We start from the raw sequence: 17,864 nt of genomic DNA, 5'->3' as shown, positions 1-17,864 counted from the left end.
AAAAATAACCCCATACGAAAGCCACCTATATATAAGACGATAAAAAGCGCGGCGAACAACTCCGGGTACGGACGCGAAATGTAGCGATATACCGTACACTTCCGGTGGAAACCGCGCAGCGTCTACTTAACTTGTTATTTATAACCTTCCTCTATAGCCGCTCCTTAGGGGGCGGCACTCTTGCATTGATGATAATTATTTCCTAATGTAAGATGGTAGATAGGGAGGTGCATACAGATGGGTAAGCATACATATGATCCTGGTGCTGTGTTTAGAAATTATGAATGGTTTGCACGAGTAATCAGGAAAGAAGACAACAAAGAGGTATTCTTGGAAAAGTGTCTCGATGAAGATACTGCTTTGACTGTAGCGTTTGAAGCAGTTGAGAGAATCAGGAAGCAAGAGCAATAATTAATCAACATTAAGTCACTCTCTAATGAGTGGCTTTTTTTATTTGCACTTAAATATACGGTTATTAAATAAAAGCACGGGATTATATCCAATAAATTTGTACTATATTACATATCGAATGGAGGTAAGACATGAACATAGTAATAACAGCAATTGAATGCAACTATACAAAGTTATACGGTGACACTGAATTGCTTGGTACTCTTCTAGATTCGTGCGATGTGGTAGCTAATGTAATATCCAACGGAACGGAAATCGAATGTAAATTTAATTTATCTCGTGGTGAGATAGTGTGTGTTAACGGAATACCGGACTATGAGCAATCAGTAAGGAATCATCTCCATAAAGCATTTGTAGGAATGGCCGCTGAGTAGCGGCTTTTTATCATGCGTAGAAAGGATGGAAGGCCAATGATCATCTGGATCATGCTGTACATGGTAATAGGCTTGATATATTGCGGGTACGCGGTAACACTGGTAGCGCAGGAGATGGCGGAAGAAAAGAATTATCCAGTGGCTGCATTGCTATTAGGCACATTGATATTGGTAGTGATTGCAACTCCTTTGTGGCCGATATGGTTAGGGATGGGGATGGCAGGAAACAAGAAGAGAGCAAGGACATGAAAGAATACAGAACCATAGAACAGAAGCGTAAATTCTACGACAGTAAAGACTGGAAGCATTTACGTGAAGAAGTGAAGAGACGCGACAACTACGAATGCCAGGAGTGCAAACGTAATGGTCTAGTCACTATTAATACAAACGAATACAGCGAGAGCGCAAAGCGAAAGAAGATACAGCTAGTAGTGCATCACATAAAGGAACTAGAACATCATCCAGAGTTAGCTCTTGATATAGACAACCTAGAGACGGTGTGTGTGGCTTGCCATAACAAAGAGCATGGACGTGCATGCGAAATGAAAGTGAACAAATGGCAAGCAGATGAACGATGGTGAAGGAGGTAACACCATGCATCATGTAAGAAAGGCTGTAGAATCAAGACTGAATAAACTACGTAGTGATGAAGCGGCAATCAAGGCGAACATTAATCATTTGCTGAATGAACTGAAGGAAGAAGATAGACGGATATCATTACTAGTGGAAGAGAAGAAACAACTTGAAAGCTTTCTGAATGATGGTTCGCGAGTTGATGTAATTAAGTAATTTATTTTTAAGCAGGCCCCCCGGTCAAAAGGTTTCACGAAATATCTAGCCTTGGGCACCGGAGATGGGAGTGTTTTGTCGAGTTTTTTCGCTTTTCGCGTGAATATAAAGAATTGGGAGCAATTGTAAATTATGATGAAAGGGGGAGATTTGGTTGGCTGATGTCGACAGGAACGCCTTAAGAAAAAGAATTGAGAATGATCTGAAAAAACAGTTGAAAGCAAACGGCACAACTGTCAATTATCATAAGGACATGGTGAGCGACTATATGTCATTGTGGGATTTAAAAAACGAATTACTGGACGATATCAAAGCGAATGGAATCAAGGTTTCTGGAATGCATGGGCCAAAATCGAACCCGGCGATCAATGATTTACACAAGACCAATGATCGAATGATTAAAATACTGGATGCATTAAATTTGAACGTGCCAAAAGCGGAACCCAACACTTCTGGGAAGACATCGAAAAGTGATTTAGTATGATTTCTCAAAAATATGTTGATGAATATATAGCTCTTTACCGAGCTGGAAAGATTAAGTTTAACGAAGAGCGGGAACTATTGATTGAATATCTGGAGCGGGATGTTTTATCGCGCACGGATTTATACTTCGATAACGAAATGATCGAGAACTGCATTCGGTTTGCTCAAAAGTGGTATTTTCCACTTCAGCCATTCCAAAAGTTCTTGATTGCTTTCGTTTTTTTATTTTTCAAAGACAGTGACAGAGTCTTTTACCGAAAGTTCCTATGGATGATGGGGCGCGGTGGTGGTAAGAACGGACTGATCACAGTTGTATGTCATTTTTTGATTAGTGAGTTACATGGTATCAGGGAGTACAACATATCTGTTATAGCCAATTCAGAAGAACAGGCTAAAACGTCAGTCGAAGAAGCGGCAAAGACGATAAAACGAGAACCTACGCTGCTAAAACACTTTAAACCAACGGCTATGCAAGTGCTATCCAAAAAGACGGATAGCATTTTTAAGTTTCGTACTAGCAACGGGAACACAAAAGATGGATTACGTGACGGGGCTGTTGTTTTTGACGAGATTCACTATTTTGAAACCAATGTCGATGTTCGAGTACACATATCTGGATTAGGTAAGAAGAAGAATCCACGCGAATTTTACATTGGTACAGATGGTTATGTACGAGATGGTTTCCTAGACAAGCTTAAGGAAAAAGCGCTGAAGGTACTCAAAGGCGAAGCAAGGGTGAATTCGATATTCCCTTTTATCTGCAAGCTGAATGATGAAAAAGAAGTAGATAATCCGGAATTATGGGAACTTGCCAATCCAATGTTAAGTGAGCCTAGAAATGAGTACTCACAGGGGTTATTCGACACCATCAAGGAAGAATATGAAGACTTGGCTGACGATCCATCGAATAGAGAAGAATTCTTCACGAAGCGCATGAACTTACCTCTGACAGACCTTGAACGTTCCGTAGCCAAGTGGAAAGAGATCGAAGCCACGAACCAAGCAATGCCTGATCTCGAAGGCAATGAATGTATCGGCTGCTTAGATTTTGCGCAGATACGGGACTTCGCTTCCGTGGGGCTTGTCTTCAAGCACGATGGTAAGGTTCCATTCATAACACACTCATTCACTCGTAAGGAATTTGTAGATAAATACTACGGTTACTCTATGAGAGAGGTAGAGACGAAACAAAAATTCGCTCCTATTAAGGAATGGGAAAGCAAGGGACTACTAACAGTATTGAATGAGGAAATGATTAATCTGGAACACATCGTGAATTGGTTTGTGACAGCGAGAATGAAATATAGCATTAAAAAGATCATAGGAGATAACTACCGCATGGAAATGCTCAAGCCAATGCTAGAGGCGGTAGGGTTCGAAGTCGAAGTGATCCGTAGGCCAGAAGCAATTCATGGTCTATTAGCGCCGCGCATTGAGATGTATTTCTCTAAACGCATGTTTATATGGGGGGATAACCCACTCATGCGATGGTATACAAACAATGTACTCGTATCGATAAAAAAAGATGGGAACAAGGTATACGGAAAAAAAGAGCCGATCCGAAGGAAAACAGACGGATTCCAAGCGTTGGTGTGCGGATTATACCGATTCGAAGAGTTGAGTGAGAGTAATGTATCTAATTCGCTGGATATACTAGATTCCTTAAACTTTTAGAAGGGGGTGAGACAAGGAATGGGGTTTCTGGATAGTGTGTTTAAACGCAATAGCGAATTAGAATCGTTATTCGATCTTGATTTACTATATGACTCTTCAACTCGATCATACCTAAAGAAGCTGGCTCTTGAAACATGTATTAATTTTATTGGCAGAACAATAAGTCAGTGTGAATTTAGGATAATCAAGGATAAGAAGCGGATTCGTAATGAATGGGATTACTTGCTCAATGTTCGCCCAAATACGGATCAATCCGCGGCTGAGTTTTGGCAGCAGTTCATTTATCGCTTAATTTACGATAATGAAGTATTGGTTATCATGTCCGATGAAAATCAACTTTTAATTGCCGATAGCTTTGATCGTGACGAATACGCTGTTTATCCTGATATATTCCGGAATGTAACCGTAAAAGATTACTCCTTTAAGCGGTCATTCCGAATGGATGAAGTCATTTATATGACGTATAACAACGAAAAGCTATCTCAGTTCATGGATGGGATGTTTGAAGATTATTCAGACTTGTTTGCCCGAATGCTCGAAACCCAAAAACTGAGCAATCAGATAAGGGGTATCGTGTCTATTGACGCACAACAATCACTTGATGAAGAACAACAGACTAAACTGCAAAAATTTATTGATCGATTATTTACATCCTTCAAAAAGAGCGCGATAGCACTTGTCCCGAAACTAAAAGGATTTGATTATACCGAGACCAACAAAGGAGATAACAACGGAAGGTCTGTTGAAGAACTTGCAAAGCTAAAACGCGATTTAACAAATGATGTCGCTAATATTCTCGGCATACCTAACTCTCTCATTCATGGTGATATGTCGGAGTATGAAACTGCGATTAAGGCTTATATCAAATTTTGCATACGTCCAATTATAAAGAAGATCCGTGATGAGTTAATTGCGAAGATCATTGACAAAGCGGACTACATGAGAGGAATGAAAATTGAAATATATGGAGTTACAGAAATGAACCCTCTCGAAGTGGCTAATGCAGTGGACAAATTGCGTGCAAGTGGAACCTATAACGGCAATGAAATTAGAATCAAGTTAGGGGATGAACCGGTGGATAATCCGGTTTTGGAAGAGTACGTACTGACGAAAAACTATGAATCTGCTGACACATCCGAGAAAGGGGGTGAAACGAATAATGCGTAGAATTACAAAGCAGGACTACTTCAAAACATTTAAAAATCAGACTTACGTGAATCAACTCGAAAAAATTGAACGTAGATTTGAAGCTCGGAACAACGAAGAAACAAACACAACCGAATTAACGATTTACGGGGTGATCGGCAATTCATATTGGCAAGACTCCATATCAGCCTCGGATGTTGATGAGGCCCTGAAAAATGCTACAGGCGATATTCTTATCTACCTGAATTCCCCTGGTGGCGATGCAGCCGATGGTGTCACGATCTATAACCGATTAGTCGATTACAAAAAGAAACATAATTCCAAAGTTACTGTTCGCGTGGATGGTTGGGCTTGCTCTGCTGCTTCTCTTTTCCCTTTTGCCGCCGATGAGGTTGTAATGGGCCTAGGATCAATGCTAATGATTCATGAAGCAAGTTCTTTCACTTGGGGAACTAAGCGAGACATGAGGAAAGAAGCGGATTTGCTGGAACAGCTTGAAGAAGGGATTATCGACATTTACATGACAAAAGCAAATGTTAGTCGTGAGGAAATCCGCAATATGGTCGATAACGAAACTTGGTTTAGCGCTCAAAAAGCAATTGATATTGGTTTTGCAACATCTTCCGCAAATGCAGCAACCGGCAATAAAGACGATGAAATTACGCAGCTCAAAGCACAAATGATTTCGATGCAGAGTGAGTTGCACCAATTGAAAAATAAATCGAAAAACGAAGATCCGAAGCCTGCAGCTACAGCGGGAACGCGGTTCTTTTTTTAATTCAAATTATGGAGGTCATTGATAATGACAATGAAGCTGAAAGGCAAGATGGAGAACTTTGAAGCGAAGAAAGAAGCTTATATGAACCTTGTTAGGGAAGGCGCTGATGCAGAAAAGCAAGCTTCTGCATGGAATGAGATGCAAGATGCTCTCGTTGGTGATTTGACCGAAAAAATCACAACTCAGGTCCGTAATGATAACGTCGATAGCCAAATCCTCTCTTCCCGAGGTCAAAATGTTCTGACTTCCGAAGAACGCAAATTCTTTAATGCGGTTGTTGATTTTGGCGGATTCGCTGAAGATTCAATCCTTCCAATTACAACACAAGAGCGTGTATTCGAAGACTTGGTTGCAACTCATCCACTGTTGGAGGCAATTGGTCTGCAAGACCTAGGGGCGGTTACGCGTTTCATTTACGCTGATCCAACTAAAACGTACGCGTGGGGCAATCTGTTCGGTGAGATCAAAGGTCAAGTTGGAGCAGCGTTCCGTGAAGAGCAGATTGGGCAATTGAAACTTACGGCATTTGCAGTCATTCCAAAGGATATGCTCGAACTTGGTCCAGAGTGGGTTGAACGCTATGTTCGTACTCTCTTGGTTGAAAGCTACTCTGTAGGTCTTGAGTATGGTCTAGTAAACGGCCGTGGACCTACTAAGAGCGAACCTATTGGATTGATGATGAATGTTGGTGATACTGGAGCAGTGACAACCAAAACATCGTCTGGAAAACTTACATTTGCACCTTCTCAATTCGGTGAAGTGGTAGCTGGTGAATTGCATGATGTAATTAAAGCATTATCTACGGATGCCAAGGACAAGCCGCGCAAGGTTATGAACAAGGTGGTCATGGTCGTAAATCCCGTGGATGCTATCAGCGTACAATTCCGCAACACTATCCAAACGTCTAACGGACAATGGGTGACGGCGCTGCCTTACAACATCAAGCCGATTGAATCGGAAGAAATTCCTGTAGGGAAAGCATTGTTCTTTGTCCAAGGCGAATACCTCGCTGCTCTCGCAGGCGGATACAAGGCAAATAAATTTGATCAAACACTAGCTATCGAAGATGCGATGTTGTACACGCTCAAGCAATTTGCTAACGGCAAACCAAAAGACAACAAAGCGGCATTGCTGTATGACCTTGATATTAAATTTGGCACACCGACCCCGTAATGGGGTCTTCGCTTTGTCGAAGGAGGGATTAAGGTGTATAAGACAGTCAGTAGATTTAAAGAATTGAAACACGATGGTCATGTATATGAAGTTGGTGACGTTTATCCAAAGGAAGGGACTAAAGCGACTAAAGCCCGCCTTGAAGAACTATCAACAACAAAGAACAAATATCAAGAAGTATTTATTAAGGAAGTTGATAAAGCTCCTGATGACAAGGAGTGATGAGTTTGGCTGAAATAATTACACAAAAGATTCTGCAAGAATTTAAGGAACGCATGCGCCTGGACGATGGCGAAGATGATAACTTAATGCGAATGCTTAAAGCGTCATGCGATGACTTAATTGAGATTTGCGGTGAGTATGACATTTTGACAGATGAAAGGTTCAAAGAACTTGTATTCGAACGCGCTCGTTATGTATATAACGATGCGCTTGAATACTTCCACAACAATTTCCAGACGCAGATCACAAACTTGAATCTAGGCAAAGCGCTCGAATCAATCAAGATAGAAGGTGATTCGACTGCAACCATTTAAATATAGACCTGGAATGAACGCTGGAAGACTCAATAGGCGAATCGTCATCCAACAAATAGAATCATCAGAGAATGAATCAGGATACCCGTTGCCAAATCCACAATGGGAAGAAGTCGCAACCGTATGGGCTTCACGAGAACCGTTAAGAGGACGAGAATTCTTTGCGGCGGCAGCTGTGCAGCATGAGAAAACAATACGTTTCAAGATCAGGCACCGCGAAGATATCAAAGCAGGCATGCGAGTAGTAGAGAAAGATCGGATCTACGAAATTTACGCTGTCCTTGATGATGTGAAAGGTGATCGCACCGAAACACATTTAATGACCAAGGAGAAGGACAATGGCTAATGGAAGCGTAGAGTTAGTGGGCATCGATGTAATGATTCAGGCGTTGCGCTCGAAGCTCGGGGCTGGTGCTGCACGACTGGAAAACAAGGCGCTTTATGAAGGCGGCGAGATCATAGCAGACGCACAACGGGAGAAGGTTTCCGTGTCCGATAAAGCAAGTCTTCATATGCGTGACGACATAAAGGTATCAAGGGTGCGACGGGAGGACGGTGTGAAGTTTGTCCTGATTGGCCCCGGCAAGGAAACTGGATGGCGTGCCCACTTCCTAGAATTCGGAACAAAGAAGACACCAGCACAGCCCTTCATTTATCCTGCTTTTCACGAAAAAAAGGCAGCCGTTGAAAGTCATATGGCCCGAGAATTTCAAATGGGGGTGAGGGACGGATGATTGACCTAAAGCCCAAAATATTGCAAGCGCTGCGAGGGAATGCAGCGCTTGTTTCTTTTTTAGGTGGAGCTAAAGTGTGGCCTGAAGTAGTTCCAGAAGATCCAAAGAAGCCGGTTACGGCGCCATATGTAACTTTCATGGAGCTAACGAACTTCGATAAGGATTATGCCGATGATCTTGCCGTTTCTAGTGAAATCCACTATCAGGTTGATGTGTGGAGCCCATCAGATACAGGGCCGAGCACAATTGAGGTAAACAAGACGATGGAGGCATTGGGGTTCGTCAGAACCGGCGCCAATGATCGATATGACACTGAAGCAAAACTTTACCGCAAGATTTTAAGATACAAAACAATTGTTAGGAGATGAAAATATGGCAGACAAGATTACTGTACCAGTTGGTCTAAAGAATATTTACTACGCTAAGTTGATCAAGGATGACGAATCAGGAGTCACATACGACACGCCGAAACGCCTTGCGCCTGCTATTACAGCTAACATTACACCAAGTGTAAACTCGGCAACGCTCTTTGCAGAGAATGGCCCTTTGATTACGGCTAATGCCTTGGGTGAAATCACGGTGGAAATTGGAGTTGCAGATATTCCGTTCGATATCCAAGCAGAACTCCTGGGAATGACCGTGAACAGCGATGGTGTATTAGTAGATAACGCAGAAGATCAAGCCCCAGAAGTGGCGCTTGGCTTTGAACGGAACACTGAGGCAGGAACATCACGTTTCACATGGCTTCTGAAAGGGCGATTCAAATTGCCAAATGAAGAAGCTAAGACAGCAGCTGGCACACCAGAGTTTCAGACGCCAACAATTAGCGCTGTGTTCCTTAAGCGAATTTTTGATGGCAACTGGAGGTTCCGTGTAGACAGTGGTTCTACGGGAGTCAAACCAGAGGTTATTGCAAACTGGTTCAAAGAAGTGTATTCCGGGCCTGCAGGTACACCAAAACCATAACAACTATTCCAGGAGGGGGCGTAAGCCCTCTCTTTTCTACTAAGGAGGGGCATTGATGTCAAACCCAATGCGAATTACGAAAATACCAATCACGCTCGATAGAGAACGCTCTATCGTGTTTGACCTGAACGCCTTTTGTGCGCTTGAGGAAAAGTTCGGATCAGAAAAAAAGGCGGTTGAGGCGTTAGCAACTGGTTCATTGAAGGCGGTTCGTGCGTTCCTCTGGGCAGGTTTGATCCACGAAGATGAATCACTGACCGAGAAGCAAGTTGGCAGCATGATATCAGCTCAGAACATTCAGGAGATTGCGGAGCAACTCCTTCTCGCAGCGTCAGGGAGCCTACCTGAAGCAAAAAACTAGATTCCCAGTCCACAGCCGCCATAAATGAGCAAGAAGGCTGGGACTGGGCTTGGTTGCATTACATGGGCACAGTCTTGCTCAAAAAAGGCGAAAATGACTTTTGGCGCACGACACCGCGAAGTTTATTCGCATCATGGGAAGTTCACAAGAAGGTGAATGGGCTTGATAGCAAAACACCTGCGCAGGCAGTAGCGCCTGCAGGCTATATAGATCAATTCATCTGACCTGACAGGAGGTGAGACGAGAATGTCAGATATGGAAGTAGCCAACCTAGTCACGCGATTGACTATGGATGACTCTGGTGTTGAACAGTCAATGGCATCGTTGACAAGACAGATGAAAATGGTACAGAGCGAGTTCCAAGCGGCCTCCTCTAGCCTGGGTGAGCACGCAAACTCGCAAGAGGGCTTGAAGATCAAAGCCGACTCTCTTACGAAGCAAATGGACATTCAAGCGCAACGTATAGTCCAGCTTAAGCGGAAGCATGACGAGTTGGTGCAATCTAAGGGCGCAGACGCACGGGAAACGCAAAACTTAGAGAACAAGTTGAACAAAGCGGTTACTGTGTACAACAAAATGCACACTGAGCTGCAGTCCACGAATGTTGAGATAAAGAAGCAAGCAGATGCGTGGAAACAGTTATCCAGTACGCTTGATACCGCTGCTAAAAAATTGGAGTCAGTTGCAGCGGCAATGACAAAAGCAGGTGCAAGCCTAACTATGCTTATTACAGCACCGCTCGCTGCTGCTGGCGGGGCGGCATTGAAGGCTTCAATTGATTATGAAACAGCATTTGCAGGAGTAAAAAAGACTGTAGATGCAACAGATCAGGAACTTGCCAAGTTTAGCGAAGGCATCAGAAACATGTCAAAAGAGATACCGGCAGCAGCTACGGCTATTGCTGGTGTTGCAGAAGCAGCAGGACAACTGGGCATTAAAAACGAAGCGATCATGGGTTTTACACGTACCATGACAGACTTGGGTGTCGCAACAAACATGAGTTCTGAAGAGGCGGCAACAGCTCTTGCTCGCCTTGCTAACATTACACAGATGCCACAAAGCCAATTTGATAGATTGGGCGCGACAATCGTTGACTTGGGTAACAACTTAGCTACGACAGAATCAGAGATTGTTTCGATGGCTTTGCGACTAGCTGGTGCTGGGCATCAAATTGGAATGACTGAAGCACAAATACTATCTTTCGCTGGCTCTCTTTCCTCAGTCGGTATCGAAGCTGAGGCGGGCGGTTCAGCCTTCAGCCGTGTCATGATTGACATGGCAATGGCTACACAAGTCGGAGGAGAATCGCTTGATAATTTTGCTTTAGTAGCTGGTATGACTGGAACACAGTTTAAAGAAGCGTTCCAACGTGATGCATCACAGGCACTGATTGCATTCATCGAAGGACTTGGACGCATGTCGGCTGCAGGTGAGAACACGTTCCTTATGTTGGACAAGTTAGGCTTGAGCGAGATTCGTGTCCGAGATTCTCTGCTTCGCGCGTCAGGTGCTGGCGACCTGTTTAGAAACTCACTTGAAACTGGAACAAAGGCATGGGAACAGAACGTTGCCCTTACAAAAGAGGCGGAAACGCGATACGAGACGACTGCTTCGAAAATACAAATCTTGAAGAACAAGGTTAACGATAGTGCAATCACGCTTGGTGATGCACTTGTTCCAGCGTTGCTCGCGGTGTTCGAATCGTTGCAGCCGCTTATTGATAAGTTAGCAGAAACAACCCAGTGGTTCGCACAGCTTGACACCGGTACTCAGACACAGATCCTAGGATGGGCAGCGTTTGCGGCGGCGTTGGGGCCAGCATTGATTGTATTAGGTCAACTAGCTTTCGCAATTTCAAGTTTAATACCAGTGATCAAGGCGTTAGGCGCGTCAATGATTTGGCTGATGACCAACCCTATCGGGATGATAATAACCGGTGTCGCTGTAGCAGCTGGTGTATTCCTATCATATAGAAATAGTATGAATCAGGCGGAGGAAGCAACTAGACAGTTAGCACAGGCCCAAGATGAATTGCAATGGATTCAAAATAACGGTATTACCCGAGAAGAAGTTGCGGCGACTGAGGAAAAAATTAAGAAACTAAATGAGTTAATGGAAACTTACCAAAAGCTCATTGACGTTGCTTCAAATACACGTGAGGCGAAGAAAGGGGACTTCTTCAGCCCAGGTGGAGCTTTGCATACGGCGGCGCGGGAATTAGATGTAGATCTAAACAACCTCGAAGATACTGCTAGATCATTTGGTATATCACTGGAATACGTCGATGACAGCGGGAAACTTACGGCTAAATCAATGAACAGTTTGAAAGATTCCTTAAATATATATTCAAAGGCCGTCAGGGACGCCCAAAAGGAAACCACAGCAGAACTGCACCAAAAGGCAGAAGGGATTGCTCGGAGAAAACAAGAGATTACTAGCATTGAAAATGTCATCAAGACATACAAGAGTGCCAAAAAAGGCACACAGGAATGGACAGGGGCACAGAACGAACTTGCTCGTATGTTTCCTCAGCTTAATACTGCTACCGGATTGAACGAGAAAGCAGTAGAGGGTCTACTACTCGTGAAAAAGCAAGAAATAGAAACTGAGTGGCAAAGTATCCAGGTCAAGGCTAGGGAAGCCTTGCAGGAAAAGCAAACGGCAATAGCAAAGCAAGAGGCTGCTATTGCTATTGCTGAATCGATAACAAAAATAGCGGGATCTTCCGGGCTTGCCGAAAAAGCAATCAAGGCTATGAATGATCAACTCACTCGTCTTCGCGGCGAGGCTGCTAGCCTGCAAGAGCTTGTAAATATAAAACCTGATGATATCAAGCTTCCTCCTATCGTTATCCCTCCGATTCCGAAGGTTCCTACGGGCGATGATGATGAAAAGAAGAAAAAGAAGAAAGAAAAGAAAGAGACATATGAGAATAAAGCATTAGACGCTGCCTATAAGCAGCTTGAGCATAAAAAACGCATGGATCAAATGACTTTAGAGAGTGAGTTGAAAACGCTCGAAACCATCAAAGCTAAGCACATCAAGACAGCTGAGGAACGAATGGATATCGAAGAGAGAATCCATGAAGTTAAGAAAGCTCTTGGTGATGCGTCACTTGATGCAGCCATGAAGGACTATGAAAGATCCAAGGCTCTTAATAAGTTAACAGAAAACGACGAAATCCTGCGTTTACAAAGCATCAAGAAGAAATACGCTGATTCTGCCGAAGAACGTGAACGCCTCGATGATATGATCTTCGAAGCAACACAACGAAAGATCGAGGCAGAAAAGAAACTCATAACTGATGCAACAGAATATGCTAAGCAGCAGCTACAGGTGGCCTATGAAGATCGTATTGCCCGTGAAAACCTATCAGCAGAAGAACAGAAGAAGCTTCAAGATCGTCTGTTAAACGATCAGATCTATGTCAACCGCAGCTATTTGGAAAAGGTAAAGGCTGACTCTAGATACACGGCAGCGGAAAAACGAGATATTGAACGGCAAGTTACAGAGGAAATCAGAAAAGCTACAAATGAACGTTTGCTGCTCGAACGCAAATACCAGGAGGATGTACGTAAGGAAGCTCAGGAGTCACAAAAACAGCGTATTGAGGACGTAAACAAGCTGTCCCAAGGTCTTCAAGCAGCTCTCAGGGAAAAGTACCAAACTGAAAAGAAAGCTGAAGAAGACCGTATCCGGGATTCTATAGCCGCAAATGAGGCTTGGAAAAAGAATCAGCTTGAACTCGTCAAATCACTCTATGACAGCCGAGTAAAGGAAGCGGAGAAATCGGCTGCTGCCGAAATCGCTGCGATAGAAAGTGTCCTGAATGCCCAGATTCAAGCAATTCAGGATGAGCTAGCAGCGTTAGAGGAAGCAGAGAAACAGAAGTCTCGTGCTGAGTTGGATGCAGATGACCAAAAAAAGCTTGATCGGCTGCAAGGTAAATTGGATTATGAACACGATGAGTTCAACAAAATCCAATTGCAGAAGGAAATCAATAAAACCATTGCTGAACGTGACAAGCGTCATCAGCAAGAGCAACTCGTAGATAAGAAAGATGCACTGAAAGAGCAGGAAAAGACTATCCGCGATAAGCTTAAAGAGGAAACAGACCTAATTAAGCAGCAGCTTGCAGAAAAAAAAGAAATAATGCAGCTGGATCGTGATGCTGAGCTTGAAAGAATCAACCAAATTGCTGAAGCGCAGAAGGTGGCACTTGACCAGCAACTGGCTGCAACCCAGGAACATTACAATCAGCTATTAAGTGCGAAAAACCTTCAAGCTGAAGCAGAAAAGATGATTGTTCAAAATCAACAGGAAGACATCATCGAGCTGCTAAAGGGATTCGGGGATAGCTACAACATCACCGGTCAGACGCTTGGCGAAAAAATGTATCAAGGCTTTGCAAAGGAAGTAAACAAAATTCAAGAACTGATATCTAACATTAACCGGCAAATCGATTCCGCTCGTAGTGCTGCGGTATCAGCATTGAACTCTGTATCTTCTGGTAACTCATCGAACAGTAGTGGATCTTCATCTAGCAATAAATCAGATTCAGGCCCGATTAAAGGGATTGTTGTAAATAACACGTTCAATAGTCCGGTGACGTCGCCATCCGATGTAAGTCGAGCATCAACAACGGCAGCTCAGCGGCTTGCGTGGGGAGTATAGGAGGTGCCGAATGCAGAAAGTTACATTTGTAAATGCCAGAGGTGAGTCTGTCGTGTTCGGCGCCTCTGGTTCGTTTATCTTGACCACAATCGAAGGAACAGGCGGCGTACCGGCAGATATAAAGTCTACCAAGTCACCGTATCAGGATGGCAGCAGTTTTGTTGATGTTCAACTGTCAGATAGAAGCATCTCCATTGCAGGTGCGATAATTGCAACCACTCAACAAATTATGTATGAGCGCCGCCGCGAGTTGGCTCGCATACTTAATCCGAAGTTGGGGCCTGGTAAGTTGGTGTATTCTAATGACGCCCGAAGCTATGCCATTGATGCAATTTCGGACGAGAGTCCAGTCTTTAGTGAACGGCATGTCACTCATCAGCTATTCAGGCTCAGTTTCATTGCAAACGATCCATACTGGAGAGATGAAAATCAGACGGTTAAAGGGTTACGCTTCGAATCTGGCGGCTTAACCTTTCCACTTCGAACACCAACACAGTTTGCTTTTTCAGCATATCGGGGCACATTCACAAATAGTGGAGACGTGGAATCACCGGTTGAAATCCGGTATAGAGGGCCAGCTACGAATCCAATAGTTGAGAGCGAGACGACAGGCGAATTTATAAAGGTTAATTATGAACTCACTGAACACGATACGCTTATCATTAACACAGCATTCGGAAATAAGCGAGTGGAAGTGCTGCAAGCTGACGGCAGCCGTAAGAACGTCTTTCACTGGATCGATCTTGGGAGTTCGTTCTTTCAGTTGGTACCAGGTAAGAATGTATTGAAATATAGCAGTGACAAGGAATCAGACAGGCAGGCTGCAACGGTCACTATCTACTGGCACAATCGGTACTTGGGGGGATGAGTATGGCAGCGCCGTCAGTTAGGATATTGGATACCAGTTTTAATTTGCTTGGAGAGATCGACAACTACGAGAGCCTGCAGCTCACACGCCGTTTTTACCGAGCTGGTGATTTTGAGATGCATATACAGCTGGGGAAACAGCATACAGACCAGTTATTGCACGACCGAGTACTATGTATTAACAATCAGCCGCATAAGTCAGGTATTATAATGCATCGAGAAATAGTACAGGATGACAAAGGTATAGAAACTCTGGTTGTAAGAGGACAGACACTAGGCGGAGTATTAGACAGGAGAATTACGGTAACCGACAATTATGATCGTATCAAAGGCGAAGCCGAATCTGTCATGAAGCACTACGTACAACGCCATATAGTAGACGGTATCTATCCCGAGAGGAAGGTGCCGTTTTTTGTTTGTGCGCCTGACCGGAAGCGCGGGAAGTATACACCTTGGCAGTCGAGATTTGATCCTCTTGATAAGGTAGTTCAGGAAATAGCTGAATGGTGTGATATAGGTTGGTTGGTTCGATTGGACTTCGCTTCGAAGAAATGGGTTTTCGAAGTGCTAGAAGGCCGGAACCTTACAACAGGACAACGTTTATTACCGCCCGTTATATTCAGTCACGAGTATGACAATATACAATCACAGCAGTATGTAGACTCGATGCTGCAATACAAAAATGTCGCTTATGCTGGTGGTAAGGGTGAAGAAGAAGAAAGACTTATACAGATGGTCGGTGGTGGTTCAGGGCTCAACCGACGGGAAGTATTCCTTGACTGCTCATCGGCTGAAAATGTAATCGAGCTAACGGACATGGGTGAACAGAAGTTGACTGAACATAAGCATATCCAGACGTACAATGGCATGGTGTTAAACACGGGTAGTTTTGTTTATGAAAAGGACTGGGATATGGGCGATATTGTTACGCTCCAGAATAAACGCTGGGGCCTGACGATGGATAGCCGGATAACTGAAGTGAAAGAAATTTACGAACCGGCTAGCAAGATTGAAATCGCGCTTGGAAACGAGATCCCGACGATTACAAAATTCGTGAAGCAGCTCAGAAGTAATGTGAAAAGGAGATGATTGAATGCCTCAGAAGAGTGGATTTTTTGATACCACGGCAGACGATCCGCGCGAGTATCCATCCCGTGAATTCGCCGAGTACTTTGCTCGCTTCGTCGGAAACGGGGTATTCGGTGGCGGCGAGAAGCTGAAAGTAACCGCCACTGGAAAGGACATGAACGTATCGATCAATCTTGGATACGGCTGGATAAACGGATACATGTACAGCGTGTTTGATACACCGTTAGTGCTGCCTATACAGCAAGCTACAACTCAAGATAGGATCGATAGGATAATTCTGCGATTGGATGTCAGCACGCCGGTACGCGCGGTTAAGGCAATAGTTCTTCAAGGCAACCCAGCCACAACGCCACAGGCACCAGCTATTGTACGTACAGGCGACATTTTCGACTTATCAATTGCTCAGGTGGTTGTTAAAGCTAACACAAGCACAATACAACCGTACCAAGTAACGGATGAGCGGTTGAATAACCAAGTATGTGGGATCGTTACAGGAGTGATTCAGCAAGCCGACACAACTGCAATATTTAATGAATTTCAGTCATGGCTCAAAACAAAGACAGCCGAATATCAGAAACAATGGGATGACTTCATTAAAGACATCCAAGATAAAGGGTTTGCTACGACTCAATATGTAGATCAGAAGGCAGAACAGGCAGAGAGTAATGCAAAGAATGCAAGTGTTCCGCGATCTGGTGGGACGATTAACGGTAATCTTGCCGTGACCAATATACTTACAGTCGCGGGTCGAAATATCACTTCCGAACTCGATTCGGTAAAGCAATCTGGCGTTAGTGCCAAGCAAGGCTTGGTGGACGCGCTTAACGCCGTAGGGATATCCGCGTCCATAAATGAAGATTGGGCTTCATTAAACGCTAAGGTAGGACAAGGTAAAGTTTCTAATGTTATATACGTTGATGTTGCTGAAAGTGTATCAAACGGAGAATCTATTGGGGTTGTTAAGAAAAAGCATATAGCAACTATCCCTGCGAATACAAACACTTTATCTTTCTTTTCATCTGCAACAGATCATAGAAGTGATACACATTTTTTTTCTGCTGTAAGAGAGGAAAATAAAGAATCATATATACGGTTCTTTATAATGGATAAAAACGGAACTGTAGTCGAGTTGCACAGACGGCAAACATTTCCAAGTCTAATAGATGTGGGTGTAACAAGTTTTGTGTATACACGAAACACAGGTAAGGTGATATCTTACGACATTCAAACATACAATTACGACTCTAACAGGGCTTTCGGGTCTATTATGAGTTACATTTCTAACGGAGCTGTCCTAGATAGTGCAGGTGTTTGGGAGTTATATGGTGAGTTGTCCACCAACGGTGGGTGGCAAAATTGGAGTATGAAAGGTAACATTTTTGCATCATAAAGGAGTGATTGCATGTTTGCAGTTTATCTAGAGACACAACAAGGGATGGTTGTAACAACGGTTTATATGAATCCGACACCTGAACAAATGAAAACGTCAGGGGTCGAGATCGACAGCGGATTTCCGACACCGAACGCCGTTGCTGGGATGGTTCCAGTGTTAAAGGTGGACGTTGAAATGAAGCAGCTTTATTTCGACTATGAAAGACCGGATACTATTGCAAGTCGTGTTCAAGAGTTACAAAAGGAGAATACCGAATTGAAACTAGCTCTAGCCGAGCTTGCTGAGATGGTTGCAGGAGGTGGGAAATAGCATGGCAAAGATATATTGCGACTTGATAAAGCTCGGATTACGAAGTATTGAGCAAGTACCGCTCACATGGCGGGATGATGTACAAAAAATGATTGAAGCATAAGGCG

At 43.7% G+C, this 17,864-nt stretch carries 22 protein-coding genes; all 22 read left to right on the top strand.

What is annotated here, in order from left to right:
• Positions 1 to 237 precede the first annotated feature (237 nt).
• Positions 238 to 411, top strand: coding sequence for a hypothetical protein (locus M3661_RS17050; protein ID WP_251486943.1), 174 nt, complete (start codon positions 238 to 240; stop codon positions 409 to 411).
• A 410-nt stretch (positions 412 to 821) separates the two neighbouring features.
• Complete coding sequence (locus tag M3661_RS17045) at positions 822 to 1,034, top strand: hypothetical protein (RefSeq protein WP_251486940.1); 213 nt, start codon at positions 822 to 824, stop codon at positions 1,032 to 1,034.
• Positions 1,031 to 1,366 (top strand): HNH endonuclease, encoded by a 336-nt coding sequence (locus M3661_RS17040; RefSeq protein WP_251486938.1) that lies wholly within the window; start codon positions 1,031 to 1,033, stop codon positions 1,364 to 1,366. The genes M3661_RS17045 and M3661_RS17040 overlap by 4 nt, the downstream gene beginning before the upstream one ends.
• Before the next feature lie 13 nt (positions 1,367 to 1,379).
• Positions 1,380 to 1,574 carry a hypothetical protein gene (locus M3661_RS17035; RefSeq protein WP_251486935.1) on the top strand — a complete coding sequence of 65 codons (195 nt, stop codon included), beginning with the start codon at positions 1,380 to 1,382 and terminating at the stop codon, positions 1,572 to 1,574.
• A gap of 154 nt (positions 1,575 to 1,728) precedes the next feature.
• Positions 1,729 to 2,058 (top strand): P27 family phage terminase small subunit, encoded by a 330-nt coding sequence (locus tag M3661_RS17030; protein WP_251486933.1) that lies wholly within the window; start codon positions 1,729 to 1,731, stop codon positions 2,056 to 2,058.
• Positions 2,055 to 3,731: a terminase TerL endonuclease subunit gene (locus tag M3661_RS17025; RefSeq protein WP_251486930.1), complete on the top strand. Its 1,677-nt coding sequence runs from the start codon at positions 2,055 to 2,057 to the stop codon at positions 3,729 to 3,731. Before M3661_RS17030 ends, M3661_RS17025 begins: the two co-directional genes overlap by 4 nt.
• A gap of 18 nt (positions 3,732 to 3,749) precedes the next feature.
• Positions 3,750 to 4,898, top strand: coding sequence for a phage portal protein (locus M3661_RS17020; RefSeq protein WP_251486926.1), 1,149 nt, complete (start codon positions 3,750 to 3,752; stop codon positions 4,896 to 4,898).
• A complete protein-coding gene (locus tag M3661_RS17015) occupies positions 4,891 to 5,655 on the top strand; it encodes a head maturation protease, ClpP-related (protein WP_251486924.1) in 765 nt (254 codons plus the stop codon). The genes M3661_RS17020 and M3661_RS17015 overlap by 8 nt, the downstream gene beginning before the upstream one ends.
• 24 nt (positions 5,656 to 5,679) lie before the next feature.
• The gene (locus M3661_RS17010) at positions 5,680 to 6,828 is read left to right on the top strand and encodes a phage major capsid family protein (protein ID WP_251486921.1); all 1,149 of its coding nucleotides are present in this window, start codon (positions 5,680 to 5,682) and stop codon (positions 6,826 to 6,828) included.
• Positions 6,829 to 6,861: 33 nt separating this feature from the next.
• Positions 6,862 to 7,050 (top strand): termination factor Rho, encoded by a 189-nt coding sequence (locus M3661_RS17005; RefSeq protein ID WP_251486918.1) that lies wholly within the window; start codon positions 6,862 to 6,864, stop codon positions 7,048 to 7,050.
• Positions 7,051 to 7,103: 53 nt separating this feature from the next.
• On the top strand, positions 7,104 to 7,364 hold the full coding sequence (locus tag M3661_RS17000; protein ID WP_397376527.1) for a hypothetical protein: 261 nt from the start codon (positions 7,104 to 7,106) through the stop codon (positions 7,362 to 7,364).
• Positions 7,365 to 7,377: 13 nt separating this feature from the next.
• On the top strand, positions 7,378 to 7,710 hold the full coding sequence (locus tag M3661_RS16995; protein WP_285853076.1) for a phage head closure protein: 333 nt from the start codon (positions 7,378 to 7,380) through the stop codon (positions 7,708 to 7,710).
• The gene (locus M3661_RS16990) at positions 7,703 to 8,098 is read left to right on the top strand and encodes an HK97-gp10 family putative phage morphogenesis protein (RefSeq protein WP_251486910.1); all 396 of its coding nucleotides are present in this window, start codon (positions 7,703 to 7,705) and stop codon (positions 8,096 to 8,098) included. The genes M3661_RS16995 and M3661_RS16990 overlap by 8 nt, the downstream gene beginning before the upstream one ends.
• Positions 8,095 to 8,466: a tail completion protein gp17 gene (gene gp17, locus M3661_RS16985; RefSeq protein ID WP_251486907.1), complete on the top strand. Its 372-nt coding sequence runs from the start codon at positions 8,095 to 8,097 to the stop codon at positions 8,464 to 8,466. Before M3661_RS16990 ends, gp17 begins: the two co-directional genes overlap by 4 nt.
• 4 nt (positions 8,467 to 8,470) lie before the next feature.
• Positions 8,471 to 9,064 (top strand): major tail protein, encoded by a 594-nt coding sequence (locus M3661_RS16980; RefSeq protein WP_251486905.1) that lies wholly within the window; start codon positions 8,471 to 8,473, stop codon positions 9,062 to 9,064.
• Positions 9,065 to 9,119: 55 nt separating this feature from the next.
• The gene (locus M3661_RS16975) at positions 9,120 to 9,425 is read left to right on the top strand and encodes a hypothetical protein (protein WP_251486903.1); all 306 of its coding nucleotides are present in this window, start codon (positions 9,120 to 9,122) and stop codon (positions 9,423 to 9,425) included.
• Positions 9,426 to 9,671: 246 nt separating this feature from the next.
• On the top strand, positions 9,672 to 14,099 hold the full coding sequence (locus tag M3661_RS16970; protein WP_251486902.1) for a phage tail tape measure protein: 4,428 nt from the start codon (positions 9,672 to 9,674) through the stop codon (positions 14,097 to 14,099).
• Between the two features lie 10 nt (positions 14,100 to 14,109).
• Positions 14,110 to 14,967 carry a distal tail protein Dit gene (locus tag M3661_RS16965; RefSeq protein ID WP_251486899.1) on the top strand — a complete coding sequence of 286 codons (858 nt, stop codon included), beginning with the start codon at positions 14,110 to 14,112 and terminating at the stop codon, positions 14,965 to 14,967.
• A gap of 2 nt (positions 14,968 to 14,969) precedes the next feature.
• Complete coding sequence (locus M3661_RS16960) at positions 14,970 to 16,055, top strand: siphovirus ReqiPepy6 Gp37-like family protein (RefSeq protein ID WP_251486896.1); 1,086 nt, start codon at positions 14,970 to 14,972, stop codon at positions 16,053 to 16,055.
• Positions 16,056 to 16,059: 4 nt separating this feature from the next.
• A complete protein-coding gene (locus M3661_RS16955) occupies positions 16,060 to 17,445 on the top strand; it encodes a hypothetical protein (RefSeq protein WP_251486893.1) in 1,386 nt (461 codons plus the stop codon).
• 12 nt (positions 17,446 to 17,457) lie between these two features.
• Positions 17,458 to 17,757, top strand: a complete 300-nt coding sequence (locus M3661_RS16950; protein WP_251486890.1) for a hypothetical protein — start codon at positions 17,458 to 17,460, stop codon at positions 17,755 to 17,757.
• 1 nt (position 17,758) lies between these two features.
• Positions 17,759 to 17,860 carry a CD1375 family protein gene (locus M3661_RS16945; RefSeq protein WP_251486888.1) on the top strand — a complete coding sequence of 34 codons (102 nt, stop codon included), beginning with the start codon at positions 17,759 to 17,761 and terminating at the stop codon, positions 17,858 to 17,860.
• The last annotated feature ends 4 nt before the right edge of the window (positions 17,861 to 17,864 follow it).

The organism is Paenibacillus sp. MER 180 (assembly GCF_023713665.1).
Taxonomy (GTDB): Bacteria; Bacillota; Bacilli; order Paenibacillales; family Paenibacillaceae; genus Paenibacillus_B; species Paenibacillus_B suaedae.
Note: the sequence above shows the minus strand (reverse complement) of the source record. Positions and strands in the feature narration are given on the sequence as shown.